The 26,341-nt window shown below is 63.2% G+C and carries 26 protein-coding genes; 5 read left to right on the top strand and 21 right to left on the bottom strand.

What is annotated here, in order from left to right; all coding sequences use genetic code 11:
- Positions 1-46 precede the first annotated feature (46 nt).
- Both FJ867_RS12515 and FJ867_RS12510 read left to right on the top strand, forming a co-directional pair.
- A complete protein-coding gene (locus FJ867_RS12515) occupies positions 47-337 on the top strand; it encodes a type II toxin-antitoxin system ParD family antitoxin (protein ID WP_140517110.1) in 291 nt (96 codons plus the stop codon).
- Positions 321-668, top strand: a complete 348-nt coding sequence (locus tag FJ867_RS12510) for a type II toxin-antitoxin system RelE/ParE family toxin (RefSeq protein WP_318013603.1) — start codon at positions 321-323, stop codon at positions 666-668. Before FJ867_RS12515 ends, FJ867_RS12510 begins: the two co-directional genes overlap by 17 nt.
- On the opposite strand, the gene FJ867_RS12505 is transcribed toward FJ867_RS12510, so the two are convergent.
- From FJ867_RS12505 to yajC, 7 genes are all read right to left on the bottom strand, one after another.
- The gene (locus FJ867_RS12505) at positions 669-1,619 is read right to left on the bottom strand and encodes a sterol desaturase family protein (RefSeq protein WP_181167636.1); all 951 of its coding nucleotides are present in this window, start codon (positions 1,617-1,619) and stop codon (positions 669-671) included.
- A complete protein-coding gene (locus FJ867_RS12500; protein ID WP_140521028.1) occupies positions 1,619-2,053 on the bottom strand; it encodes a type II secretion system protein in 435 nt (144 codons plus the stop codon). The genes FJ867_RS12505 and FJ867_RS12500 overlap by 1 nt, the downstream gene beginning before the upstream one ends.
- Positions 2,054-2,134: 81 nt before the next feature.
- Complete coding sequence (locus tag FJ867_RS12495) at positions 2,135-2,950, bottom strand: phytoene/squalene synthase family protein (protein ID WP_140623388.1); 816 nt, start codon at positions 2,948-2,950, stop codon at positions 2,135-2,137.
- 25 nt (positions 2,951-2,975) lie between these two features.
- Positions 2,976-3,365 (bottom strand): Mth938-like domain-containing protein, encoded by a 390-nt coding sequence (locus tag FJ867_RS12490; RefSeq protein WP_140495776.1) that lies wholly within the window; start codon positions 3,363-3,365, stop codon positions 2,976-2,978.
- 29 nt (positions 3,366-3,394) lie between these two features.
- Positions 3,395-5,947, bottom strand: a complete 2,553-nt coding sequence (secDF, locus tag FJ867_RS12485) for a protein translocase subunit SecDF (RefSeq protein WP_140495775.1) — start codon at positions 5,945-5,947, stop codon at positions 3,395-3,397.
- Positions 5,948-6,036: 89 nt separating this feature from the next.
- Positions 6,037-7,083 (bottom strand): hypothetical protein, encoded by a 1,047-nt coding sequence (locus tag FJ867_RS12480; protein ID WP_140817522.1) that lies wholly within the window; start codon positions 7,081-7,083, stop codon positions 6,037-6,039.
- A 76-nt stretch (positions 7,084-7,159) separates the two neighbouring features.
- Complete coding sequence (yajC, locus tag FJ867_RS12475) at positions 7,160-7,498, bottom strand: preprotein translocase subunit YajC (RefSeq protein ID WP_140495773.1); 339 nt, start codon at positions 7,496-7,498, stop codon at positions 7,160-7,162.
- Between the two features lie 287 nt (positions 7,499-7,785).
- On the opposite strand from yajC, the gene FJ867_RS12470 reads away from it, so the two are divergent.
- Positions 7,786-8,661: an ATP-binding protein gene (locus FJ867_RS12470; protein WP_140561514.1), complete on the top strand. Its 876-nt coding sequence runs from the start codon at positions 7,786-7,788 to the stop codon at positions 8,659-8,661.
- A gap of 84 nt (positions 8,662-8,745) precedes the next feature.
- Here the strand turns inward: FJ867_RS12470 and FJ867_RS12465 are convergent, their stop codons facing one another.
- The 14 genes from FJ867_RS12465 to FJ867_RS12400 all read right to left on the bottom strand — a co-directional run bounded on the left by FJ867_RS12465 (position 8,746) and on the right by FJ867_RS12400 (position 25,478).
- Entirely contained in the window at positions 8,746-9,051 is a 306-nt protein-coding gene (locus tag FJ867_RS12465) for a hypothetical protein (RefSeq protein ID WP_140817520.1), read from the bottom strand.
- A 238-nt stretch (positions 9,052-9,289) separates the two neighbouring features.
- Positions 9,290-10,819, bottom strand: coding sequence for a LysM peptidoglycan-binding domain-containing M23 family metallopeptidase (locus FJ867_RS12460; RefSeq protein WP_140817518.1), 1,530 nt, complete (start codon positions 10,817-10,819; stop codon positions 9,290-9,292).
- Between the two features lie 177 nt (positions 10,820-10,996).
- Positions 10,997-11,650: a protein-L-isoaspartate(D-aspartate) O-methyltransferase gene (locus FJ867_RS12455; RefSeq protein WP_140495769.1), complete on the bottom strand. Its 654-nt coding sequence runs from the start codon at positions 11,648-11,650 to the stop codon at positions 10,997-10,999.
- Positions 11,647-12,405, bottom strand: a complete 759-nt coding sequence (surE, locus tag FJ867_RS12450) for a 5'/3'-nucleotidase SurE (protein ID WP_140495768.1) — start codon at positions 12,403-12,405, stop codon at positions 11,647-11,649. The genes FJ867_RS12455 and surE overlap by 4 nt, the downstream gene beginning before the upstream one ends.
- On the bottom strand, positions 12,405-13,709 hold the full coding sequence (gene serS, locus FJ867_RS12445; protein ID WP_140817517.1) for a serine--tRNA ligase: 1,305 nt from the start codon (positions 13,707-13,709) through the stop codon (positions 12,405-12,407). Before serS ends, surE begins: the two co-directional genes overlap by 1 nt.
- A gap of 375 nt (positions 13,710-14,084) precedes the next feature.
- Positions 14,085-14,948, bottom strand: a complete 864-nt coding sequence (gene tatC / locus FJ867_RS12440; protein ID WP_140495766.1) for a twin-arginine translocase subunit TatC — start codon at positions 14,946-14,948, stop codon at positions 14,085-14,087.
- The gene (gene tatB / locus FJ867_RS12435; RefSeq protein WP_140495765.1) at positions 14,945-15,679 is read right to left on the bottom strand and encodes a Sec-independent protein translocase protein TatB; all 735 of its coding nucleotides are present in this window, start codon (positions 15,677-15,679) and stop codon (positions 14,945-14,947) included. Before tatB ends, tatC begins: the two co-directional genes overlap by 4 nt.
- 85 nt (positions 15,680-15,764) lie before the next feature.
- Positions 15,765-15,986: a twin-arginine translocase TatA/TatE family subunit gene (locus tag FJ867_RS12430; protein WP_015317533.1), complete on the bottom strand. Its 222-nt coding sequence runs from the start codon at positions 15,984-15,986 to the stop codon at positions 15,765-15,767.
- 179 nt (positions 15,987-16,165) lie between these two features.
- Positions 16,166-16,945 carry an SMC-Scp complex subunit ScpB gene (gene scpB / locus FJ867_RS12425; RefSeq protein WP_140817515.1) on the bottom strand — a complete coding sequence of 260 codons (780 nt, stop codon included), beginning with the start codon at positions 16,943-16,945 and terminating at the stop codon, positions 16,166-16,168.
- The gene (locus tag FJ867_RS12420; protein ID WP_140817566.1) at positions 16,942-17,745 is read right to left on the bottom strand and encodes a ScpA family protein; all 804 of its coding nucleotides are present in this window, start codon (positions 17,743-17,745) and stop codon (positions 16,942-16,944) included. Before FJ867_RS12420 ends, scpB begins: the two co-directional genes overlap by 4 nt.
- 60 nt (positions 17,746-17,805) lie before the next feature.
- Positions 17,806-18,825, bottom strand: coding sequence for a beta-N-acetylhexosaminidase (gene nagZ / locus FJ867_RS12415; RefSeq protein WP_140517130.1), 1,020 nt, complete (start codon positions 18,823-18,825; stop codon positions 17,806-17,808).
- 125 nt (positions 18,826-18,950) lie between these two features.
- The gene (locus tag FJ867_RS12410) at positions 18,951-22,340 is read right to left on the bottom strand and encodes an SPOR domain-containing protein (protein WP_140817513.1); all 3,390 of its coding nucleotides are present in this window, start codon (positions 22,338-22,340) and stop codon (positions 18,951-18,953) included.
- Between the two features lie 103 nt (positions 22,341-22,443).
- Positions 22,444-24,201 (bottom strand): arginine--tRNA ligase, encoded by a 1,758-nt coding sequence (argS, locus tag FJ867_RS12405; protein ID WP_140817512.1) that lies wholly within the window; start codon positions 24,199-24,201, stop codon positions 22,444-22,446.
- 62 nt (positions 24,202-24,263) lie between these two features.
- On the bottom strand, positions 24,264-25,478 hold the full coding sequence (locus tag FJ867_RS12400) for a deoxyguanosinetriphosphate triphosphohydrolase (RefSeq protein WP_140517136.1): 1,215 nt from the start codon (positions 25,476-25,478) through the stop codon (positions 24,264-24,266).
- A gap of 113 nt (positions 25,479-25,591) precedes the next feature.
- Between FJ867_RS12400 and erpA the strand changes: the two genes are divergently transcribed.
- A complete protein-coding gene (erpA, locus tag FJ867_RS12395) occupies positions 25,592-25,939 on the top strand; it encodes an iron-sulfur cluster insertion protein ErpA (protein ID WP_140495759.1) in 348 nt (115 codons plus the stop codon).
- A gap of 7 nt (positions 25,940-25,946) precedes the next feature.
- Positions 25,947-26,339 carry a VOC family protein gene (locus FJ867_RS12390; protein WP_140817510.1) on the top strand — a complete coding sequence of 131 codons (393 nt, stop codon included), beginning with the start codon at positions 25,947-25,949 and terminating at the stop codon, positions 26,337-26,339.
- The last annotated feature ends 2 nt before the right edge of the window (positions 26,340-26,341 follow it).

The following is a 26,341-nucleotide window of genomic DNA, read 5'->3' as shown; positions in this document are numbered from 1 at the left end:
GGAAAGTAGGATAGTATCCTACTCGCTCGATCATTGGAGTCATCGCTTGGAACCAGCCGAGAAACTGTCCGTCACCGTCACGCCCGCCATGGCGCGCATGATCCGCGAAAAAGTCGAGGACGGTTCCTTCGGCTCGGCGAGCGAAGTCATTCGCGCAGCACTTCGCGCTTTCCAGCGCGAAGAGGACGAGCATGCCGAACGCATGGCGTCGATCCGGGCGCGGGTAAAATCTTCGATTGAGGACACAAGGCCGAACCTTTCCGGAAAAGAGGTTCGCGACCAGCTTAAGAAATTCGCTGAGCAATATTCGAGCCGCATTGATGATTCGGCGGCTTGAGGTCGAGTATCGCGAAAGTGCCAAAGACGATCTTACCAACATTTTCAGATACATAGTTGAGTCGGGCGGAAGCCCCAACGCGGCGCTGAGATTCGTGCTTCGAATTGAAGACCATTGTCAAAACATCGGCAACGCACCTCGTGGCGGTCGCCTGCGCGACGACATCGTGCCGGGACTGCGAACCGTTCCGTTCGAGCACTCCGCCGTCATAGCCTATAATCGAGAGCGACATCATTCGCGTCGTCAACATCTTCTACAGTGGCCGCGACTACGAGACATTGATGCGAGATGGCGGATCGAGTGGCCTTTCCTAGAAAGGGCTACGAAATAACTACTCGGCCGGCTCGGCACGCGCCGGTCGCAGCCCGGGCTTCCCGGCCTCACCCGGATTTCGCCTGACATAGGCTGCTTTCAGGCTCTCGGAGGTTTCGCGCGAGCCGTCATGGCTCCAGCCGGGCGGCTTGATCAGGTAGTTCAGGCGGTCGCTCAGGGTCAGATCAGGTGCGAAGGCATCCCTGAACATGCCGATCCATTCGTGGAAAGCCACTTTCAGCGGATTGAAGGTGCCAAGATTTTTCACGATGCCGTAGCGCGGGCGGTCCTCTTCCAACTCTTCGACGAAGGTGGCGAACATGCGGTCCCAGATGATCAACGTGCCGGCGTAGTTGGCGTCAAGGTAGCGCGGATTGGTGGCGTGGTGGACGCGGTGGTGCGAGGGCGTGTTGAAGACGAATTCGAACCAGCCCCACATCTTGCCGATCGTCTCGGTGTGGATCCAGAACTGCCAGATAAGGTTGAAGCCGAAGGTGAAGGCAATCACCGCCGGATGGAAGCCGAGCAGCACCAGCGGCGCCTGCAGCACGAACATGAAGGTGAACAGGCCCGTCCAGCTCTGCCTGAGTGCCGTCGACAGATTGTAGTGCTGGCTGGAATGGTGGTTGACGTGCTCGGCCCACACCCAGCGCACCCGATGCGCGATGCGGTGGTAGATGTAGTAGCGCAAATCATCGAGCAGGAAGGCCGCCAGGAACACCCAGATCGACAGGCCGAGGTTGAAGAAACGGAACTGCCAGAGCCACAGCAGCGCCCAGTAGGAGACGACGCCGAGCAGCAGCCCGGCGACGACATTGCCGGTGCCCATCATCAGGCTGGTCAGCGTGTCGTGCGTCTCGAACGAGCCCTTGGCCCGGCCGGTGCGCACCAGCCACAGCTCGATCAGGATGGCGGCAACGAAGAACGGGATGGCGAGCTGGGTAACCTGCGGGAAATTGTAATCGCCCATCACGCGGCCTCCTTGGTCGAACTAGGATGCTGCGGCTGAAGAACTCTTAGCACAGCGTGCGCGTCGGCAGCGTTAGCGAAGGTGAAGTGACCGCCTTTCCAGGTGAAATCGGCAAGGCGCAGCGCAATCGTCCCGGCACCATCGTCACTCCGCGCCAATACATCGCGCGGCGTGATGATACGCGTCAGGAAACGATCTCCGATGGCATGGACGATGCCAAGGCGCCCTCGCCCGAGTTCCAGGAACGCGGTTCGGCCATCGGATGTGAGGTGGATGGCGGCCGCCGGTTCATCCGGAAAATCCTCGGCAAAACGCTCTCGCGCCTGCTCTGCATCGGCCAGCCTGGCCTTGCGGCTGCCGCCGGTGAAATGAACGGCGGCGACCGACAACGCGATGCCGAATACGACGATCACGACCAGCACGGGCAGGCTCATGGACAGGCATCTCCTCCAGCCGGCCTGTTGTCTTGGCAACAGTTCCGGTTGAGCGATCCCTTATCACAATTGACGTTTACGTCAAACTGCTGGCCAGCCCACCATGGCGCGACGCAGCATGAGCCAGTGGCGGCGCATGGTCGAGAGTCGCACCGTGCCGTTGAGCGGCGGACCGCGTTCCATTTTCGTCAGGTAGGCTCGTGACAGGACCAGTGGCAGAAAGGCCGGGCGCAGCGAAGCCGGCAAATCCGATGCGCCTTTCTCGAAGGCCGAGAGATGCTCCCGCGCCAGCGCGATCATGGCGGCGACGGCGCGCTGCGCACCTGGTCCACCATGGTCGGTGACGAATTCCTCCGGAGACGAACCCGCCGCGGCCAGGATATCGGCCGGAACAAAACACTGTCCGCGACTGCGGTGCAGCGGCAGCAGGAGCAACAGTCCCGTAATCGCCTGCGCGCAACCGGCCCTACCGGCCAGTTCGGCGAAACGTGGCGCCACTCCTGGATCCAGCACCATTGCCGCCAGTTGAATAAGCGCGGCTGCCGTTTCGCCGCAATAGCCTTCGAGATCGGTTCGCGACGGCATCGGGTCGTCATAGAGGTCGAAGATGCGGGCCTCGAGCATATTCTCGAATGCCTGTTTCGGCAGGCCGTACCTGGAAATCGTGGCCTTCAGCACATCCGCGATCGGATGGCCCGTCTCGGACCCTTCGGCTGCGATGACATCGCGCCACCATTGCAACCGCACCTCGCCCGGCAAGGCCTCGCGGATGCGATCCCGAATGCCCGCGATTTCGGCATTGAAGGCGTAGAGCGAAAACAGCGCTTCGCGCTTGTCCGTCGGCGCGTAGAGCGCGCTGAGATAGCGGTCATGGTCGGCGGCGCGCACGGCGCCCATGACGATTTCGCCCTTTTGGTCCACGTCAGTCGACGGCGATCAGCGCGGCGGCTACCGCGCGATCCTCTGCGAGCAGGACATTATATGTCCGCACCGCTGCACCGGTCGCCATCGGGTCGGCGGCTATGCCCGCGGTCTTCAAGGCGGCGCGAAGCCCCGCCGGCAAGGGTCGTAAATCCTTGCCCGTGCCGACCAGCAGGATTTCGATCTTCTCGGCCTGGGCCAGCAGCCGTTCGAAATCCGCCACCGTCAGCGCAGATGGGTCCGCCGGCTCCCAGCCATGGATACCCGACGGCAGGCACAGAAGCGAACCGCGATGCGACATGTCGGCGAAGCGGAAGCCGCCATTGCCATACGCCTCGATAGGGGCGCGGCCGGGGAAATGCGCCTCGCGGATGACGATGCCTTTGGCCATCCCTGCCGATCCGCCCTTCGGGTCGCGCGTCAGGTCGCGACCGCCTTGCCGCCGCCGACCGGCTTTTCCTCGTCCGAGCTCGTGGCCTGCGGCCGCAGCTTGAACAGGATCAGCAGCGGCGCGGCGATGAAGATCGACGAATAGGTGCCGAAGATGACGCCGAACAGCATTGCCATCGTGAACGAGCGGATCACCTCGCCGCCGAACAGCACCAGTGCCAGGAGCGCCAGGATCGTCGTCACCGAGGTCAGCGTCGTTCGCGACAGCGTCTCGTTGATGGCGTTGTTGAGGAGCTGCGGCAGCGGCATCTTCTTGTATTTCCTGAGATCCTCGCGAACGCGGTCATAGACCACGATCGTGTCGTTCAGCGAGTAGCCGATGATGGTCAGGATCGCCGCCAGCGACGATTGGTTGAACTCCAGCCCGGTTATAACGAAGAAGCCTATGGTCATGACCACGTCATGGACCGTCGCCACGATGGCGCCGACCGCGAACTGCCATTCGAAGCGGAACCAGACATAGATCAGGATACCCACCAGCGCGACCAGCATGGCGATCGTGCCTTGCTTGGCCAGTTCTCCTGACACGGTCGGTCCCACCACCTCGACGCGGCGGAAATCGTAATTGTCCTGCAACTCGCCACGAACCTTGTCGATGACGGTCTGCTCGGCATTCTCGCCGCCGTCCTGCGTGCCGACACGGATCAGCACGTCATTCGGCTCGCCGAACTGCTGCACCTGCACTTCGCCGATATTCAGTTCCGAGAGCCTGGCTCTGATGTCGGCAAGATCGGCATTGCCGCTCTTGGACTTCACCTCGATCAGCGATCCGCCCTTGAAATCGATGCCGTAATTGATGTCGACGGTCATGAACAGCACCACCGACAGGACCGACAGCAGGCTCGACAGCGCGAAGGTCCAGCGGCGGATGCCCATGAACGGGATCTTCGTGCCGGGCGGAATGAAGGTCACCGGCGCCCGCGGCAATTCCTTCGGGCGCGCGCGGCGCAGCCAGATGGACACCAGCAGCCGGGTAAAGGTGAAGGCGGTGAACACCGTGGTCAGGATGCCGATGGCGTAGGTGATGGCAAAGCCCTTCACCGGCCCCGTTCCGAGATAGAACAGCACCACGGTCGCGATCAGCGAGGTGACGTTGGAATCGACGATCGTCGCCAGCGCCTTCGAGAAGCCGGTGTCGATCGCCTGGATCACCGAGCGTCCGGCGCGCCGCTCCTCGCGGATGCGCTCATAAATCAGCACGTTGGAATCGACGGCCATGCCGATGGTCAGCACGATACCGGCAATGCCTGGCAAGGTCAGTGTCGCGCCAAGCAGCGACAGCAGTCCGACGATCATCGCCACGTGCACCGCCAGCGCGATGTTGGCGAGGAAGCCGAGGAAGCCGTAGGCGACGAACATGAAGGCGACGACAAGGATAGAGCCGATGATGCCGGCGACCTTGCCGGCATGGATCGAATCCTGGCCGAGGCCCGGACCCACCGTGCGCTCCTCGATCACGGTCAGCTTTGCCGGCAGCGCGCCTGCGCGCAGCAGGACCGCGAGGTCATTGGCGCTCTCGGCCGTGAAATTGCCTGAGATCTGGCCGCTGCCGCCCAGGATCGGCTCGCGGATCTGCGGCGCCGAAATCACCTGGTTGTCGAGGATGATGGCGAACAGCTTGCCGACATTCTGCGATGTCGCCTGCCCGAACCGTGTCGCGCCGCGCGAGTTGAAGGTGAAGGAAACCACCGGCTCGTTGGTCTGCGAGTTGTAGGTTGCGGTCGCTTTGGAGAGGTCTTCGCCGGAAACGATGACGCGGTTTTCGATCAGGTAGGGAACCGGCGGATCGTCCTGCGAATAGAGGATCGATGAACCGGCCGGCGGACGGCCCTTCAGCGCATCCTGCACCGGCATAGACTGGTCCACCATCTGGAAGGTCAGCTTGGCGGTCTGGCCGATGATTTCCTTCAGCCTTTGCGGGTCCTGCAAACCGGGCACCTGCACCAGGATGCGGTCATCGCCCTGCCGCTGCACGATCGGTTCGGTGGTGCCGAGTTCATTGACGCGGCGTTCGACGACTTCGATCGACTGTGCCAACGCAGCCGAGGTGCGATATTTTATGCCGGCGTCGGTGACGGTGAATTTGAGCAGGCCGGGCTCGGAATCATCCAGCGCCATCTCCTGGACGGACCCGCCGGTGAACAGGCTTGCGGCGACCGGATCGGTCAGCGGCTTCAGTGCCGTCTTGGCCGCATCGAGCTGGTTCGGGTCCTGTATGCGGACCTGTACGGTCCTGCCCGTGCCCGCCAGGCCGGTATAGCCGATCTTGGCCTCGCGCAGCAGCGTCCTGATCTCGTCACGCGTCGTCTCCAGCTGCGCCTTGACCAGATCGTTCTGATCCATCTGGAGCAGGATGTGCGAGCCGCCCTGCAGGTCGAGGCCGAGCGTCATCTGCCGCTTGGGCACCCAGCTCGGAAGCTGCGCCAGCGTGCTTGCGGGAATGAGATTGGGCGCGGCGAGGACCACTGTGGCGGCCACGGCCAGCCAGATCAGGATCATCTTGAAGCGCGAGAAATAAAGCATCAGTTCTTATCCGTTCAGGCGTACAAGCGGCAGCATTCCGCCATCGGTTCGGTTCGCGGGCCCGTTTCTCATTCTGAGCACGGCCGGCCCTATCGTGCTTCTTCAGCGATTGTCAATCTTGCCGGCAATGGGCCGGTTCGCAACAGCATGGCGATGGTGTTGGCTTCCCGGACAGTGAAATTGCCCGAGACTTGACCGTAACCACCATCGATGGGCTCGCGAATGACAGGTACTGAAATCACGTGGTCATCCAGGATCACAGCCAATGGCTTGCCCACATTTTGCGTTGTAACCTGTTTGAACCGTGCCGCGCCTTTGGCGCCAAACCGGAACACGACAACCGGTTCGTCATTTTGCTGCCCACTGTAAGTTGGGCGGGCGTCGAGCACGTCCTTATCCGAGAGGATGACCCGATTCTCGACCAGGTAAGGAACGGGCGGATCGTCCTGCGTATACACCACCAGCGAGCCAACAGGCGGGGAACCGCTGATCGCATCGTTCACCGGCATCGAAAGGTCAACCAAATGGAAGCTCAGGCGACCAGGCCGGGTGAGAATTTTTTCCAGCGTTTGCCGATCGGCGATGTCTGACGTCTGAACAAGTATGCCGTCTTGGTCCGCTGGTTGGGCCACCGTGCCGGCGACACGCAGATCTTGGAGACGATTTTTGATGACCTTAATCGACTGAGAAATCGCGTTAGAGGTCTGATACTTCAAACCCGCATCCGTCAGCGTGAATTTGAGCAAGCCGGCTTTGCCGGAATCCAGCGTCATTTCCTGAACGCGGCTGTCCGGGGCAACATCCGTTACAGTCTTGAGCGCTGTCTTTGCGGCCTCAAGCTGAGCCGGATTCGTGATGCGCACCTGCAAGGTCCTGCCCGACACAGCAAGCCCCGTGTAGCCGATCCTGGCCTCCATCAGAAGCGCCCGGACATCGCCACGCGCAATCTTCAGCCGGCCGTCGATCACATCAGCCACCACCAGATGGAGCAGGAGATGCGAACCGTCTTGGCCTGCTCGAACGACTGCCGGACTATCGGCAGGCCGTTCGGGCCGCATGGCATGCGGACTGGCGGCGAAAAGGTTGGACGCGTCGAAGACGGTCATCGTGGCTACGGCAAGCCACGTCAGCATCATCTTCAGGCGCCAAAAATGAGACATATGCCGTCGCTTGTCAGGGCCCCGTCCGCGGATCGCTCCGCCTGGAATTTGGTTATTTCTTGGCGTTCTGGTTCGCTACCGGCTCGCCCTTGACGCGCACGTCGGCGATCGTCGAGCGCAACGCCGTCACCTTCGTGCCGCCACCGAGGTCGATCTCGAGCTCATGGTCGTCGATCACCTTGGTCACCTTGCCGACGAAGCCGCCGCCGGTGACGACCGTGTCGCCGCGGCGCACGGCCGCCAGCATCTCGCCGCGCTTCTTCAGCTGCGTGCGCTGCGGCCGGATGATGAGAAAATACATGATCACGAAGATCAGGACGAACGGCAAAATGCTGATGAACATGTCGGGAGAAGCCCCAATGCCTTGGGCATATGCCGGTGTCACGAACATCGAGGTACTCCTGAATTTTGAAAACAGCCGCCAAACGGTTCAGTGGATTTGGCAGCCCCGCGAAATTTGGCCGGAATATAGTCGGTAAAGTTGCCAATGCAACTGCGTGGCCGGGCAAATCGGCTGCTTTTCCGGCCTGTTCGCCCGTGTTAGAGCATGACCGCGAAAAGCGCGAGCGGGTTTTCGCAAAAGATCGCGCTGTAACAAACGGTTGCAGCGAGTTTCGAAACCGTCGGGATCGAACCCGGCCACACCTTCCCTCGCGGAACCAGAGCAAAAGACCTGAGATGACCGATACCAGCATCGACGCATTGAACCAGAAACTCGACCGCCTGATCGAGGCGGTCAGCCGCCTCGCCCCGCCGCCTGTGCCCGAAACCGACCTTGGCGGAGCCGATTGCTTCGTCTGGCAGGCGGATCCGGGTTATCTGGAGCCGGTGCGCAAGGTGAACCGCGTCGACATCGGCCTGATCCGCGGCGTCGACCGCGTGCGCGACATCCTCGTCGACAACACGGAGCGCTTCGCCTCCGGCTATGCCGCCAACAACGTGCTTTTGTGGGGCGCGCGCGGCATGGGCAAATCGTCGCTGGTCAAGGCTGTGCATGCCGCAATCAACGCCTCGCCGAAACTCGACCGCCCGCTCAAGCTGATAGAGATCCATCGCGAGGACATCGATACGCTGCCGAAGCTGATGACGCTGCTGAAGGCCGCGCCTTACCGCTTCATCCTGTTTTGCGACGACCTCTCCTTCGACCATGACGATACCTCCTACAAATCATTGAAGGCAGCACTCGAAGGCGGCGTCGAAGGCCGCCCGGCCAATGTCATTTTCTACGCCACGTCGAACCGCCGCCATCTTCTGCCGCGCGACATGATCGACAATGAGCGCTCCACCGCCATCAATCCGTCCGAGGCGGTCGAGGAGAAGGTTTCGCTCTCCGATCGCTTCGGCTTGTGGCTCGGCTTCCACAAATGTTCGCAGGACGAATATCTCGAAATGGTCAACGGCTACGCCAGCCATCATGGGCTCGACATCGACCCCGGGCAGTTGCGCGCCGAGGCGCTGGAATGGGCGACGACACGCGGCAGCCGCTCGGGCCGCGTCGCCTGGCAGTTCACGCAGGACCTCGCAGGCCGGCTCGGCAAGCCGTTGAAGGATTAGGCGCGGCTCACCGAGTGACGGCAGGAGCCGGCCACAAAAGTTTCGTGGCCGACCCGTCCGGGGACGCCGGTTTCTATATCGTGTTCATTCCCGCACAGGCTTTATGCTTCCCAGAACCATGGGAATATCGGTTTGTATCCCGAGTGTATCGGTCGCCCAGGCCTGCATTTCTGGTGAAGCATCACCTGATTTCAGGATGGAAATGGCCAGCTCGGACATGTCTGTGGGCGGCTTGGTATTGATCACCGCATAGGAGAAATAGCCGGCCAAAGCGGCACTTGCGATCGAAATGACCGGCGCAACGATTAAAGCAGTTGCTCGTACATGCGATTGCCAGCGATGCGTTGGGCTGGAGGACGGAAGTTCATCCTCTTCGACAGATTCAATCATTCCACTCTCCTTGCAGAGCGTCGAGAATGACTTTCCTCTACATTAGTTAAAATGCAGATAACCGCTTTTCTGACTGCGGCCCCGGTTTTGGAACGACAACATACATTGAGACAACGACGTGCATCCAGCAACCAACTGAAAAAGCCCGCTCCTTGCGGGGCGGGCTGAGCCGGCGGGCCGGACTGGAGGTCAGGCGGCCCGCAAATCGCTTTTTTTATTCTATTCGAAATAGCCCCAACTATTCGAGATAGCCGGAGGGATCGACCGGGGCCGAGTTCTTGCGCACTTCGAAGTGCAGCTTCGGCGAGTCCGTCGTGCCGCTCATACCCGACAGCGCGATCTCCTGGCCGCGCTTGACCTTCTGGCCGCGCTGGACCTCGATCGAGCTGGCGTGACCGTAGACGGTGACCAGGCCATTCTCGTGCCGCACCAGCACCGTATTGCCGAATTCCTTGAGGCCGTCGCCGGCATAGATGACGACGCCATTCTCGGCCGCCTTGACCGGCGTGCCTGCCGGCACGGCGATGTCGACGCCGTCCTTGCCGGAACCGAAGCCGGAAATGACGCGGCCGCGCACCGGCCAGCGCATCTTGCCTATGCCGGTGGCGTCCGGCGCCACAGCGTCGTCATCCTCGGCCTGCTGGATGACCTTGGCGTCCTTCTTCGGCGGCGTGTAGGAAGCCAGCGTTTGCGACGGCGTCGTCTTGGCCGTCGGCTGCGTCGTGGCTGTCGTCACCGGGTCCACCGCCGCAGGCTTTGCGGCGGCCACCGTGGCCGTTCCGCCGGCCGGCACCTTCAGCGTCTGGCCGATCTTCAGCAAGCCGTCCTGCATGCCGTTTGCCTGCTTGATGGCGACAACGCCGACACCGGTCTTCCTGGCGATCGAGGAAAGCGTATCGCCCGACTGCACCGTATAGGTACCGGCGCCGGCCTTGGGCGCGGCGGCGGCAATTTGCGGCGCGGGCTTGTTGTCCTTGGGCTTGTTCGCCGCGGCCGAAGCATCGACCTGCGCGGCCGGCTTGCCCTCCTTGAGCTTCGGCTGCTGCGGCAGCACGGCGACCTTTTCCGGCGCGGTGGCCGGCAAGTCGCGCTTGCCGTTGGCTGGCTTGGCGTCGGCAACCCTGGGCTCGGCCTTGCTGGAATAGGCGTAGGCCGGAATGATGATCTTCTGGCCGGTCTTCAGCCCCTTGGTCGCGCTCAGCCCGTTGACCTTCATGATCACGTCGGCCGGCACCTTGTAGTGCTGCGCCAGCCCGGAGATCGTTTCACCGTCCCTGACGACGATTTCGGTGGCATGCGCCGTGCCGGCTGCCTTGGCGTCGGGCTGGGCATCCTTGAAGGGCTTGGCCGCGGGAGCAACCGTGCCGGTCGCCGTCCGGTCGACATGCGGTGCCGGGCGCACCAGAGCGGGCGCCGATGCAACACGCACCGGATTGGCGGCGGGTGCCAGCGCGGGAGCGGGCTGCGCCTGGGCGACCGGTGGCGGCAGCGGCCGCGTCGACACCGGTTCGAGGCTGGAGCGGCTGACCGACTGCGTGTGGCTGCCATCGACCGGCGCGGCCGCGACATCCCCCGGATAGGGCTGCTGCACGGCATCCTGCTTGTTGATGATGGCGCGCTGATTGTTTGTCGAGGAGGTGAAGACGTCGTCGACGCCGTTGAACCGCGACACTTGCGAGCTGCACCCAGCCGCGGCACCCGCGATCATGAGAACAGCGCAGCCCCGCGCCAAATTGCGACTGTTTGCCTTCAAAACACTGAGTTGCATCGCACTAACCCGCACAAACTCTGCACCAACTGGACAGGATTAAAGCGCGTTAATGTTACTGGTCGGTTAACCCCTTAGAATCAGACGCAAAATTTCTTAAAATATTTGAGGCCGCCCAGACTGCCCATATAGAGGCACGCGCAGCCGCCGTTGCAGGCCGGCTGACATGGACAATCCCTAGATAACGGCCGCCAGGCTGCGCAACACCGGCTGCAGGCGCACGAGGCCGATATCCTCGCGCTCGAAACGGCTGCCGACCTTGGTGAGCTTGGCCAGCACCTGCTCGCCCTCCTCCGGTCCGATCGGCGCGATCACGATGCCGCCGCTCGACAACTGGTCGAGCAGGAAACGCGGCAGGCTGTCGAAGGCGGCCCAGGCGACGATCCGGTCGAACGGGCCTTCTGCGGCCAAACCGGAGGAACCATCCACCTGGCGCGCGATGACGTTGCCGATGCCGAGCGCCTCGAAGCGCTGCCGCGCCTGTTCGACCAGCGTCTTGTAGCGGTCGATGGTGACAACCCGGCCTGACAGGCGCGACATCACCGCTGCCGTATAACCGGAGCCGGTACCGATCTCGAGCACGCGATTCCCGACTTCGATGGCGAGTGCGGCGATCACCGCCGCCTGCATGTCCGCGCCCTCGATCGCTTCGCCGCATTCGATCGGCAGCATGCGGTCCGACCAGGCGATGGAATGGAATTGGGCGGCCAGGAAGCCGCGCCGCGGTGTCGCCTCGAAGGCCGCGATCAGCGCCTTCGGCACGGTCCCCCTGCCGCGCAGGCGCAGCAGGAAGGCGGCAAATCCTTCTCGGTCATCGATCGGCAGGTTCATGCAAGGGCCTTGCTCAGCTGGTCACGAATCTCATGCGCTGTGAGGTCGAGCTGCAACGGCGTCACCGACACCAGGCGATTGCGCAGCGCAAAAAGGTCGGTGCCCTGCTTGCCCTCGACGGGTTCGCGGCCGAAGCGCAGCCAGTAGTACGGCAGCCCGCGCCCGTCGCGGCGTTCCTCGACCCACAGGCTGTGTACGAGCTTGCCCTGCGAGGTGACCACCGTGCCGGCGACCTCTTCAGGCAGGCAGTTCGGAAAATTGACGTTGAGCAGCACGCCGTCCGGCAGCGGCGTCGCGACGAGTTTCTTGAGCAGCGCCGGCGCCAGCGCCTCGGTGGTCTCGTAGGGAACGACGCGGTCCTCGCCGATAGTGCTGTAGCCCTGGCTGAGCGCGATCGAGCGTATGCCGAGCAACGCGCCCTCCATCGCGCCGGCGACGGTTCCCGAATAGGTGACGTCGTCAGCGATGTTGGCGCCGGAATTGATGCCCGACAGGATCAGGTCGGGCGCGCCGGGCAGGATCTTCTTCACGCCCATGATGACGCAGTCGGTCGGCGTGCCGCGCACGGCAAAGTGCTTCTCGCCGATTTTCCTCAGCCGCAGCGGCTCCGAGATCGACAGCGAGTGCGCATAGCCGGACTGGTCCTGCTCCGGCGCCACCACCCAGACATCGTCGGACAATGTGCGCGCGACGCGCTCGAGCGACGCCAGGCCCTCGGCATGAATGCCGTCGTCATTGGTCAGGAGAATACGCATTATTTCGATTCGATCTTTTCCAGCCCGCCCATGTAAGGCCGCAGCACTTCAGGAATGGTTACGCTGCCATCCTCGTTCTGGTAGTTTTCGATGACGGCGATAAGTGCGCGCCCGACAGCCGTGCCTGAGCCGTTCAGCGTATGGACGAAGCGGTTGCCCTTGCCGTCTTTGTCCTTGTAGCGGGCTTCCATGCGCCTGGCCTGGAAATCGCCGCAGACAGAGCAGGACGAGATTTCGCGATAGGCGTTCTGGCCGGGCAGCCACACCTCGATGTCATAGGTTTTTCGCGCGCCAAAACCCATGTCCCCGGTGCACAGCACCATGGTGCGGAACGGCAATTCGAGCCGCTTCAGCACTTCCTCGGCACACCCGGTCATCCGCTCATGCTCGGCGAGCGAGGACTCCTGATCGGTGATCGACACCAGCTCGACCTTGTAGAACTGGTGCTGGCGCAGCATGCCGCGCGTGTCGCGCCCTGCCGAGCCGGCCTCCGAGCGGAAGCACGGCGTCAGCGCGGTGTAGCGCAGCGGCAGTTTCTCATGCGCGGTGATCTCCTCGCGCACGAGGTTGGTGAGCGGCACTTCGGCGGTGGGGATCAGGCCAAGCCTGCCGTCCCCATGCGGGGTGAAGAACAGATCCTCCTCGAATTTCGGCAGCTGGTTGGTGCCGAAAAGAACATCGTCCTTGACCATCAGCGGCGGGATGACTTCCTCATAGCCATGCTCGGTCGTGTGCAGGTCGAGCATGAACTGGCCGATGGCGCGTTCCATCCGCGCCAGCCCGCTCTTCAGCACGGTGAAGCGCGAGCCCGACAGCTTTGCCGCACGCTCGAAATCCATCATGCCGAGCGCTTCGCCGATCTCGAAATGCTCCTTCACCCAGTTCGGGCGGGTCGGCACCTTGCCGATGATATGCTTGACCACGTTGTCGTGCTCGTCCTTGCCGACCGGCACATCGTCGAGCGGCACATTGGGCAGCACCGCCAGCGCGTCGTTCAGCGCCTTGTCGAGCTCGCGCTCGCGCGCCTCGCCGTTCTGGATGAAGGTTTTTATCTCACCGACTTCGGCTTTCAGTTTTTCGGCAAGGGCGGCATCGCCCGAACGCATGGCATTGCCGATCTCTTTCGAGGCGGCGTTGCGGCGTTCCTGCTTGGTCTGCAGCTCGGTAACATGTTCGCGCCGCGCCTCGTCCCTGGCGATCAGGTCATCGACGGTGGACTGCGCTTCCTCGACCGACCACGAGCGCTTGACCAGCGCCTCGACAAGGGCCTTCGGGTTGTCGCGAATCCATTTGATGTCAAGCATGGTCTGAAAGCTCCTGCGGTAGCTTGCCGCCAAAGCGCGCGGCGGTTTGCGCTACGATATGCTCAAGAATATAGCCTGAAACGCATCGTCGGTTTCGCGATGCGTTTCAGGCCAGAGGGGGTAAACCGCATCTCTGATCGATGCAAGATCGGGCTTGCTGACGGCAGGGGCCGCGAGCCCGCTTTCGAGTGGTGAGGGATAGCGCGACAGTCCAGAAATAAAAAACCCGCCTCGGCGGCGGGTCGTTGGCGCAAATCAGCACCATAACCGAATATGTACCATAGCGGCGGGCACCAAGTCAAGAAAAAATTCCTATCGGTACCGGGCCGCGCACCGATTCCGAGGCCGGCAGCCCGCAGGGGCGACGCGCCTGCCCTATGTGGAGGATGCGTCTGCCGGCTTTTCCGCCACCTCTTCCTCGGATTGCTGCTTCTCCCGCGCCAGGCGCTCGCGCTCCTGGCTGCGTTCGATCATCCGCGCCGACCAGATGGCGACCTCGTAGAGCAGGATGGTCGGGATGGCGAGGCCGATCTGGCTCATCGGGTCGGGCGGCGTCAGCACCGCCGCGACGACGAAGGCGATGACGATCGCCCATTTGCGCTTCTCGGCCAGCGCCTTGGATGACAGCATGCCGACGCGCGTCATCAGGCTGGTCACCACCGGCAGTTGGAATACCAGGCCGAAGGAGAAGATCAGCGTCATGATCAGGCTGAGATATTCCGACACCTTCGGCAGCAGCGAAATCTGCACCTGGTCGTTGGTGCCCGATTGCTGCATGGCGAGGAAAAACCACATCACCATCGGCGTGAAGAAGAAATAGACCAGCGAGGCGCCCATCAGGAACAGGATTGGCGACGCGATCAGGAACGGCAGGAAGGCGTTGCGTTCGTTCTTGTAGAGGCCGGGCGCGATGAACTTGTAGATCTGCGTGGCGATCAGCGGAAAGGCGATCACCATGCCGCCGAACATGGCGAGCTTGACCTGCGTGAAGAAGAATTCCTGCGGCGCGGTATAGATCAGCTCGACCTTGTGCGGGTCGAGCCCCGCCCATTGCGTCGCCCATTTGAATGGCACCACAAGTAGGTTGAACAGCTTCTTGGCGAAGAAGAAGCAGACCAGGAACGCGGCGAAGAAGCCGCCGAGCGACCAGATCAGCCGGCGGCGCAACTCGATGAGATGCTCCATCAGCGGCGCCGAGGATTTCTCGATCTCGTCCTTTTCCTTGTCCGAAACGCTCACTTGGCGGCTCCCGCCGTCTTTTTGGCCACTGGCTTCTTCGCTGGAGCCGGTTTCGCCTCGGCCTTGGTCGTCGCCGCCTTGGCTGCTGCCGGTTTGGCAGCCTTTGACGCCGCCACGGGCTTCGCCGGCGCTTTGGGTGCTGGCGCGGGTTTGGCGGTCGCCGCTTTCGCAGGCGTGGAAGCTTTCGCGCCGTTCGCCGAAGCCTTGGCGGGCTTGGCCGCTTTCCCTGCCGCAGGTGTCTTTGGCGCCAGCTCTGTCGGCGCTGAAGACGCCACCACCGATTCATCGGTCATGACTGGGAAGATCGGCGCGGCCGGCGCGGTATCGGGTTCAGTGGGCCCCGGCATGGTGGTCGCGCCGTTCTTCAACGGTTCGGCCGCCTGCGGCACCGAGCCGGCGGGCGCTGCCGTATCGACGGCCGGCTTCGGCTTCATCGCCGCGTCGACGCCGGAACGTACATCGGCGGCCGCCTGCTCGAACGGATTGAGCTGTTTCCTGATCTCGGCAACCGGGCTGAGCCCCCTTAGCTCGTCGACCGATTTCTTGACGTCGTCGAGCTCCGCTTCCTTCAGCGCCTCGTTGAACTGCTTCTGGAAATCGGCCGCCATGGCACGCAGCTTCGCCGTCGTGCGGCCGAAGGTGCGCAGCATGTTGGGCAAATCCTTCGGCCCGACGACCACGATCATAACGATCGCGATCACCAGCATTTCGGTCCAGCCGACTTCAAACATGGCTATCCGTTCCGACTAATGCATGCCGCCCAAAAGTGCGAAGCGGTTCTGGGACAACGACACACACAAAAGCAACACCCTTGGCTCAGCTCTTGCTGGCCTTTTCCTTCGCTGCCGAAACGGTTTCGTCGGCGCGATGTTCGACGGTACGCTTGTCGTCGGCAACGTCGTCGTCGGCCATGCCCTTCTTGAAGCTCTTGATACCCTTGGCCATGTCGCCCATCAGCTCGGGTATCTTGCCGCGGCCGAACACCAGAAGCACGATGACCAGCACGATCATCCAGTGCCAAATCGAAAATGAACCCATAGCAACTCTCTCTCGAATGGTTTCCCTGGCGATGATCTATGCGTTTTCGCGTTGGGATTCAAACACAACCGCGACAGAGTTTATGAAAGGGTGTCGGATGTCACGCATTTTCCGCAATGCGGTCCGCTACCAATCGGCGCATCTAGCCCGGGAAAGCCTCCAGGAACAGAGGCTTGCGGTCAATCTTCCGTGACGCGCGGCGTCAGCAGGCCGAGTTCCTCGAGATCGATATCCGTCAGCGGATCCTCGTCCTCGGTCAGTACATCCGGGTCCGCCGGCGGCTGCGGAATGGAGAAATTCGAAGGCATGCGGCCCGAAAGCAGGCCGGCACCCTTCAACTCCTCCATGCCGGGGAGATCGCGGATTTCCTCGAGCGCGAAATGGTCGAGGAAGGTTTCGGTGGTGCCATAGGTCACGGGACGGCCGGGCGTTTTGCGCCTGCCGCGCATGCGTACCCATTCCGTCTCCAAGAGCGTATCCAGCGTGCCCTTCGAGGTTTCGACGCCTCTGATGTCCTCGATCTCGGCGCGCGTCACCGGCTGGTGATAGGCGATGATCGCCAGCACTTCGAGCGCCGCGCGCGACAGCTTGCGCTGCTGGACGGTGTCGCGGCTCATCAGGAAGGCGAGATCGCCGGCGGTGCGAAACGCCCAGGCATCGCCGACCCGCACCAGGTTGACGCCGCGCCGCGCATAGATCTGCTGCAGCTCGGCCAGCGCGAGCGCGATGTTGATGCCATCGGGAAGGCGCGCGGCCAACTGCTTTTCGCTGACGGGCTCGGCACTGGCGAAAACGATCGCCTCGGCCATGCGCACCGCCTCCGCCATATGCAGCCGCTCGGCGGGATTCTGCGCCGGATTCTGGGCCGGATTCTGAACCGAAGCCTGGTCGATCTCGCCCTCCTCCGGTTCGTTGTCCATCTTGAACGGGACAACCGAAGCGTTGGCGCGTTCGCTCATGATGCCACCTCGACTGCCTTGATTGCCGGTGCGCGGTGATCGCGCAGATAGATCGGCGCGAACACCTCGTCCTGCCGCACATCCATCTTGCCCTCACGCACCAGTTCCAGTGTCGCCGCGAACGAGCTGGCGATCGCGGTGCGCCGCTCTTCAGGGCTGGACAAATATTGGACGAGAAAACTGTCGAGCGACGTCCAGTCCCGCAAGCTGCCGATCAGCCTTGTCAGGATATCGCGGGCGTCCTTGAGCGACCAGACGCCGCGCCTGGCGATCGTGACATTGGTGATTGCCTGCTTCTGGCGCTGCTGGGCATAGGCGGTGAGCAGATCGTAGAGCGACGCCGAATAGGCATTGCGCTTCTCGATGATGACCATTTCCGGCATGCCGCGCGCGAACACGTCGCGGCCGAGCCGGTTCCGGTTGACCAGCCGCGCGGATGCATCGCGCATGGCTTCCAGCCGCTTGAGCCGGAATTGCAGCACCGCCGCCAGTTCCTCGCCGCTTTCGCCTTCCTCGCCCGGCTGCTTCGGGATCAAAAGCTTCGATTTGAGGAAGGCGAGCCACGCCGCCATCACCAGATAGTCCGCGGCGAGCTCAAGTCTCAGTGCCCTCGCCGTCTCGACGAAGGCCAAATACTGCTCGGCCAGCGCCAGGATGGAAATGCGCGCGAGATCGACCTTCTGGTTGCGGGCAAGATGCAGCAGAAGATCGAGCGGGCCTTCGAATCCTGCGACGTCGACGACCAGCGACGGATCGCCGGTCAGCCGGGTATCATCGCTTTCGGCCCACAGGCGGTCCATCGGTGCGGCCTTCCCGGCCTTGCTTTCCAATGCTTCCGCCACGTCCCGTTCTTCCCTCTGTCAGGCCACCGCATCGAAATAGGTGGCGAATTCGGCGCGTATCTCGGTTTCTTCAGCCGCGTCGCGTTTTTCTATATAGGTCATTGCCCGGTTTGCGCGCTCAAGCGACTTGCCCTCAAGCCCTTTGGTTCGCGATGCGATGCCCGCCATCTCCTCGAAAACGCCGTTGCAGTGAAGGACCAGATCGCAGCCGGCCGCAAGGATCGAGGCCGCCTTTGTCGGGAAATCCCCAGAAAGTGCCTTCATCGAGGTGTCGTCGCTCATCAGCAGCCCATCGAAGCCGATCTCGCGGCGAATGATCTCGTCGATGACCTTGCCGGAGGTGGTTGCCGGGTTTTTCGGATCGATCGCGCTGTAGACGACATGCGCGGTCATGGCCATCGGCAGGTGGTTGAGTTCCCTGAACGGCGCAAAATCGTGCCGCTGCAGCTCGCTCATCGAAGCGTCGACGACAGGCAGTTCGAAATGCGTGTCCGCGAAAGCCCGGCCATGGCCGGGAATATGCTTCATGACCGGCAGCACGCCGCCAGACATCAGGCCTTCCGCCGCGGCGCGACCGAGTTCGATGACCGGGCGCGGCTCCTTGCCATAGGCGCGCGCGCCGATGACGTCGCTCGCCCCTTCGATCGGCACGTCGAGCACCGGCAGGCAATCCGCCGTGATGCCGTAGCGCAGAAGGTCGAAAGCGTGCAACCGCGCCATCAGCCAGGCGGCACGGGCTCCGGCGTCATGGTCGTCGCGCCACAGCGCACCGAGCGCGCCGCCGGCTGGATAGTTCGGCGCCAGCGGCGGCCGCAGCCGCTGCACCCTGCCGCCTTCCTGGTCGATGAACACCAGCGCGTCCGGCCGTCCGATGCAGTCGCGCATCTCGGCGACCAGATCGCGGATCTGCTCGGTCTCGCTGATGTTGCGGGCAAACAGGATGAAGGCCCACGGGCATTCATTGCGATAGAAACTGATTTCTTCGCGGGTGAGCGATTTCCCGGCACAGCCGAGGATCATGGATTTTGATTCGGTCATGCCGACGAGTCTAGAATCTTCCGCGGCCAAAGGGAATCACGTCGAAAAGTGCAAAAAGAAAACGGCGCGGCGTTGAGGCCGCGCCGGTTTTCAAACTGCTCTCCTCCGACACGGGAGGTGAATGACTACCTCGACACGAAGCAGTTGCCGCCGGCAGCCTTGTAGCTGGTGCACAGATTGATGGCATCGTTGCGCGACTGCGCGGGCACGCGGACGCGGTAGAAAGTCCCCTTGCCGGCGATCTCCGCCTTGACGATGTTGGCGGTGCGGCCGGAAAGCACGCCGCCATAGCGACGCTGCAGATCCTGATAGGTCGACTGCGCGCTTTCGACCGTCGGCTGCGAGGCGATCTGCATCGACCACGAACCGCCGCCGGTCGAGGGCGCCGCGGGACTGATGGAGGCAACCTGATCGGGCTTGACCTCGCCGACCACGTCGACCGGCTGGTCGGACGGGCGCTGCGGCGCGACCGGGACCTTGGCCGGCGTGTTGGCCGACTGGGCCTTGGCTTCCGCCTTGGGCTCGGTCACCGGTTTCAGGGCTGGCTCATCGGCCGCCTGCGCGGCGTCCGGCGCCACCGTGCCGGTCTGGTCAGCATCAGCCTGAGCCGACGGCGCGACATGTTGCGGCGCCGGATCGACCGGCTCCACGGCAGCCACTTTCGGTGCGGCGGGCGCCGGATCCTCACGCGGCACCAGCGACCCGTCCGATTTGACCACCATGGTCCTAACCTTGCGCGGCGCCACGGCGACGACGTCGGGATTCGTTCCCTTGTCGGCATCCTGGAGGACCTGCGCGATGCGGTCCTCGGATTTGGCTGCGGGCGCGGCGTTATCGGCTGGCGCCGCAACGGCGGTTGGAGCATCGCCGCCGTCGCCGTCGGTCGCGTCGGCTGCGGTCTGGTCGGGCGAGAGATCGACGGCGCGAGCCGGATCTTTCGCCGCCACATCGACCGGTTCCTCGACATTGGTGACGAGCTTCTGCTGGACCGGCTCGGCGGGCTTGGCGCCCTTGGCGACCGCGTCATAGACCTTGTTGTCCTGGTTCGGCACCACGGCGCCGCCCGGGTTTTCCGGCTTGACCTTGATCGGTGCATTGTCCGCCTTGACCAGGACCGGGGCGTCACTGCCGCCCTGGCCGCCCGGAGACAGCGCGAAGGCGCCGAGGCCTCCGGTGACAACGACTGCACCGACAATGGCGGCGATGAGCAGGCCGCGCCTGCGCGGCGACCCGCCGGCCTCGCGTTCGGCGAGACCAGGAACCGACATCGCCTCGTCCAGCTCGGGATCGTAGTCGAGCTCGTCGACGGCAAAATCGTCGGCCTGTGAAACCGGCTGGCTGCCGGGCAAGTCGTCGACGTCGAAGCCGTTGGTGGCGTCGGCATAGCCTGCCGGCGCTGTCGCGCGGGCAGACATTTCCGCCGGCCGTGCCGCGTAGGTGCGGGCCTCGGGCTGATAGCCCGGCTTGAGCCCCTCATAGCCCGGCTTGAGCGCCTGATAACCCGGCTTGGGAGCCTCATACCCCTGTTCAAAGGCATCGTAACCAGGCTTGAAGCCGGTATTGTAGGATTCGTCGGCATAGGACGCGCTGGTGTTTGCGGGAGCCGCAGCGACATCCACTGTATTCATCTCGGTCAGCAGATTGGAGAATTCGGCGTCGAGATCGTCGTAGCCGGGCGCGGCCGGCTCATCCTCTTCGAAGTGCAATTCCGGAATGTCGAGATCATCCTGAAGCGCCACGACGCGCTCCGGCACATCGACGGTCTCGACATCGGGCATCTCGTCATCGAACGCGGACTGCTCGCGCTGTGCGGCGGCCGGCGCCGCATAAGCGGCAGGCTCGGCCGCACGATAGGTCGGGACCGCGGCAGACGGCGCCGCGGCCATGGGGGCCGCCGAAGCCATCGGCTGGGCGGTAAAACTCGCCTGTTGCGGCTGTGGGACCGGCGTAACCCGGCTCCACGAGCGGGCCGGCTCGGGCGGCGTGGACTGCATCGTCAGCCAATCGAGGGGATCGTCGCGGAAAGTTTCCGGCGCGGCGGGATCCGCGGCGACGTCTTCATCCCGGTCGATTCCTTCGGCCAGGTCGATGCCTTCGGCCAGGTCGATGCTTGCGGCGAGTTCCGCTTCGAAATCATCGCCTTCAGAGGCAGCGGCATGCGCGCCGAGGTCCTGGTCCTGAAGCTCATCGAGCATGAGATCGTCAAGATCGACGTCAGCGGCCGAGACCGCCTGATGCTGCTGCGCCGCCGCAGGTTCGTCCAGGTTCCAGTCGAGGTCACCGGCCGCCGGTTCTTCGTCGGGTTTCGCGGTCGCGGCGACAGGCTGCTGAACCGCTACCTCCTCCTCGGCCACCGGCGCCGAGCGTGCGCTCATGGCGCCCAACAGCGCGTTCAACTCGTCTTCAAGGCTACGCTCGTCGACGGCAGCATGCACCGGTTCGGCCATAGCCGGGGCGGCCGGATGAACGGGGGCAGCCACAGGCTCAGCGGCCGGCTCGTCCGTCGCTTCGGCAAGCGCGTCGTTGAAATCCTGCTCGAAAGCATCGTCCAGCGGCTGATCGGCGGCCAGGTCTGCCGCCTCGCCTTCCGCATCCGTCGCCTCGGCGAACACGTCCTCCATTTCGTGCGCATCTGCCGTCTCGGCGGTCACGTCATGCGCGTCAAGCGCATCCGTCTCCGCAGCCACGGGCGCATCGGTCGCGACCGAGTGATCGGCAGCCAGATCGAAATCGATATCCGCCAGCCCGTCGTCGAAAGCCGTGGCGTCATCAAAGCGATCGCCAAAATCCTCTTCGGAAACCGCATGGTTCGCGTTCAGCGCCGCCTCGACGGGAGGCTCGACCGGAGCCGCGGCCGCTTCAGGCTGCTGCTCCGCCACGTGACCATCGAGCATCAGTTCGTCTTCGAGCGAAAGGGCAAAGCCATCGTCGAATTCATGGTCGACGGTAGGCTCCGCGACAGGCTCCGCCACTTCGGCGGCCAAGGCGGGCTCGGCCGCATCGGTCGCGTCATCAAGCCGGAAGTCCTGATCGAGCGATGCCGCAAGCTCGTCCGCCATGGGCAGATCGTCATCGAGCGGCGAAACGCCATCGAGAGAGCTGGCTACCGCATCGTCGAAATCCGTGTCGAAAGCGGCATCGACGGTTGGCGCGGCCTCGGCAACAGCGTCGTCGGCACCATGCTCATCGTCGAGCTGCATGTCGTCGAACGCCATGGCGAGTTCGTCATCCATGCCGTCGGTAGCGGCGGCGTCGAACGCCGGCTCATCAACATCGGCGACCGTCGCGGCGTTGCCTTCGGCAAAGTCGAAGTCGCCCATCAATTCCTTTTCGAGATCGATGTCGAAATCGCCCTCCTGCGCCTGCTGGTCAGCGGCGGCTTTCGGTTGGGCGGGCGCCTGTGGCTTGACCGGCTGGCGCGGGTCGAACCCCATGATCCTGGTCAGTTCCGCGAACGGATCATCGTTGGCGATGTCGTTGTTGTCGGCTATTCTCAGCTGGGTTCTGTCTGCCATTATTGTTCCCGAACTCGCACTCATTCGGACGCCATGGACGTCGCGCAGGGTTGGCCCTTACCAGCGCAATGTGGGCAAAAGGTGACAGGTTTTTTAGTCAAACCTAACGCATTTCGGTGGGCGCCGCGGCGCCGATCAGCGTCAGGCCGGACGTCAAGACATCCGAAACAGCCTGCACCAGCCCTAGTCTGGCATGCGTCAATTGTCGGTCGTTAACCTTAACAAAACGTAAGTCCGGATTATCGGTGCCGCGGTTCCAGTGCCCGTGGAAGCTTGAGGCCAGATCGTAGAGGTAGAATGCCAGCCGATGCGGCTCGAGCGCAAGTGCCGCCGACTCGATCAACCGTGGATATTCAGCGAGTTTCCTGATCAGGCCGATCTCGCCTTCGTCGGTCAGCAACGCCACGGCAGCCGCCAGGCTGTTGCGATCGAAATTCGCTTCGCCCAACTGTTCGCTCGCCTGCCGGAACACCGAATGGCAGCGCGCCGAAGCGTACTGCACATAGAACACCGGATTGTCCTTGGACTGCTCGGTCACCTTGGCGAAGTCGAAATCGAGCGGCGCATCGTTCTTGCGATAGAGCATCATGAAGCGGATGGGGTCGCGGCCGACTTCCTCCACAACTTCGCGCAGCGTCACGAAATCGCCGGACCGCTTGGACATGCGCACCGGCTCGCCATCGCGAAACAGCTTCACCAGGTTGCACAGAAGAACCGTGAGCTTCACCTCGTCGCCGGCGATCGCCCGCGCCAGCGCTTCCAGCCGCTTGACGTAGCCGCCATGGTCGGCGCCGAGCACGTAGATCAGCTCGATGAAGCCGCGATCGACCTTGTCCTTGAGATAGGCGACGTCGGCGGCGAAATAGGTGAACGAACCATCCGACTTGACCAGCGCCCGGTCCATGTCGTCGCCGACCGCCGTCGAACGGAACAGGGTCTGTTCGCGATCTTCCCAGTCGTCCGGCCTCTCGCCCTTGGGCGGCGGCAATTTGCCTTTGTAGATATGGCCCTTCAGCGTCAGGTCGTTGATCGCCGAGCGGATCTTCCTGGCATTGTCGGCGTGCAGCGTGCGCTCGGAGAAGAACACGTCATGATGCACGTTGAGCAGCGCCAGATCCTCGCGGATCATCGCCATCATCGCGTCGATGGTGCGGTCCTTGACGATGGCGAGCGCCTCTTCGTCCGGCATCTGCAGCAAGGACCGGCCGAACTCCTTGGCCAGCGCCTGCCCGACCGGGACCAGATAGTCGCCTGGATAGAGCCCGGCCGGAATCTCGCCGACCTCGTCGCCAAGCGCCTCGCGATAACGCAGCATCACCGAGCGGCCGAGAACGTCGATCTGCGAGCCGGCGTCGTTGATGACATATTCCTTGGTCACGTCGTAACCGGCAAAGGCCATCAGATTGGCAAGCGCATCGCCAACGACGGCGCCACGGCAATGGCCGACATGCATTGGCCCCGTCGGGTTGGCCGATACATATTCGACATTGGCCTTCCTGCCGCCGCCGATGCTGGAGCGGCCGTAATTGCGGCCCTCGCCCAGAAGCGTCGTGAGATGTGCCTGCCAAAAACCGTCCTTGAGCCGCAAATTGACGAAGCCCGGGCCAGCAACCTCGGCGGCCGCGATATCCTTGTCGTCCCGCAGCGCGAGCGCCAGGCGCTCAGCCAGCGCCCGCGGGCTCTGGCCGGTGGGCTTGGCCAGCACCATCGCCGCATTGGTCGCGAGGTCGCCATGGCTGGCATCGCGCGGCGGCTCGACGGCGATGCGCGACAGGTCGGGCGAAACGCCGTCATTGTCTTTCAGATCAAGCGTCTCGACGGCTTTTATGATTCGCGCGGTGAAGTCGGCGAAGATGTTCATGGGTATGACTCTGGCGGCTTTGCAGGGAATCCGGCTTGTTGGCCGGCAAAATCGAGCCCGCCCTAGCTCAAATCCGGCGTACGGTCAAACAAACGGCGGTGTTCCTTCAGCGCGTAGGTGTCGGTCATCCCCGCCAGGAAGTCGGCCACGCTGCGCGCCTTGATGCGATCCTCGGCCCGGTCGAGCCCCTCGCGCCAGCCGTCCGGCATGGCGCGCGGATCGGCGAAATAGACGTCGAACAGGTCCCTGACGATCCGCTCCGCATCGGCGCGCACGCGCATGACTTCCTTGTGCCGGTAGAGGTGTTTGTAGAGAAAGGCCTTCAGCTCTTTCTCGGCGATGGCCATTTCGGCGGAAAAGGTCACCATCGTCTCGCCCGCCGCCCTCACCGCATCGGCGCTCCGCGGTCCGGTGCGTTCCAGGTTGGCGGTGGTCGACCTGATCACGTCCTCGACCATGGCGGTGATCTGGCGCCGCATTAGCTCGTGGCCGGTGCGCACCTCGTCGAGATTGGGATAGCGCGCGCGCACCCCCTCCAGGATTGTGCCCGGCAGCGAGACGGCCTTCAGCATGTCCAGCGTCAGCAGCCCCGCCCTCAGGCCGTCGTCGATGTCGTGCGTGTTGTAGGCGATGTCGTCGGCGATCGCAGCACACTGCGCCTCGATGCCGGCGAACCGGTCGAGTTCGAGGTCGTGCAGTTCCGAATAGTCGCGGATCGCCTGCGGCACCGGACCCTTCAGGCCCTTGCCGTTGGCATCGGTCAGCGGACCATTGTGCTTGACCAGGCCTTCCAACGTTTCCCAGGTCAGGTTCAGTCCGTCAAACTCGGCATAGCGCGCTTCCAGCCTTGTCACGATGCGCAGCGATTGCGCGTTGTGGTCGAAGCCGCCCCAATCAGCCATCTTCTCGTTGAGGGCGTCCTCGCCGGTGTGGCCGAAGGGCGTGTGGCCGAAATCATGCACCAGCGCCACCGCTTCAGCCAGATCCTCGTCGCCGCGCAGCGCCCGCGCCAGAGCGCGTGCGATCTGCGCCACCTCGATCGAATGGGTCAGCCGGGTGCGATAATGATCGCCTTCATGGGCGATGAAGACCTGCGTCTTGTGTTTCAGCCGGCGGAACGCGGTGGAATGGATGATGCGGTCGCGGTCGCGCTGGAACGGCGTACGGGTCGGGCTTTCGACCTCTTCGAACAGGCGCCCGCGCGAGCGCGCCGGATCGCTGGCATAGGCCGCGCGGGGCCTATAGCCAAATCCGATGTCGCCCAACTCGTTGGTCATGGTCGATGCCGCCTGACTTTGGCCGCCTGACTTTGGCCGCCAGACTATGGCCGGTTGACTTGGCCCTTCGCGCTTCATACCTATCATGTGAAACCGAAAGCAAGGTGACGCCCATGGGCGCGGATGCCAAGACCGCCATGAAAGTCGAGATGACCGATGCCGCCGCAAGGCGGATCGCCAAGATTGTGTCGGACGAGGCCGGCAAGACGGCGTTGCGCGTTTCCGTCGAAGGCGGCGGCTGCTCCGGCTTTTCCTACAAGTTCGATCTGGTCGACGCGCGCAACGACGACGATGTCGCCATCGAGAAGGACGGCGCCACGGTTCTGATCGATGATCTGTCGCTGGTCTATATGGGCGGGTCGGTGATTGATTTCGTCGACGACCTGATGGGCCAGTCGTTCCAGATCCGCAACCCGAATGCGGTCGCCTCCTGCGGCTGCGGCACAAGCTTCTCCATTTAGGAACAACATGCCTGCCATTGGCGCGGTTCGTCAGGTCGCGCTCTCGGCCGGGCGAGACCTCGACGCGACTCTGGCCTTCTGGTGCGACGTGCTCGGGATGAGCGTGCATATGCGTTACGATCCGCCGGGCATCGCCTTCATCATGGCCGGCAGCGTGCGGCTGCTGTTCACCGACGGCATTCCGGCCGGAACCGTCTATCTCGACATATCAGGTCTCGAGGATTTCCACGCCGGCGCGAAAGCTGCGGGCGTTCCCTTCACCGCGCCTCCAACGCTTGTTCATCGCGACACCGAGGGCCAGTTCGGTCCGGCGGGGGAAAGCGAGTGGATGGCCTTTCTAAAGGATCCCGCAGGCAATACGATCGGCCTGGTCGAACGTCTTGCCCCGGAAGAACATTGAGG

It is taken from the genome of Mesorhizobium sp. B2-5-3 (assembly GCF_006441005.1).
Lineage (GTDB): Bacteria > Pseudomonadota > Alphaproteobacteria > Rhizobiales > Rhizobiaceae > Mesorhizobium.
Note: the sequence above shows the minus strand (reverse complement) of the source record. Positions and strands in the feature narration are given on the sequence as shown.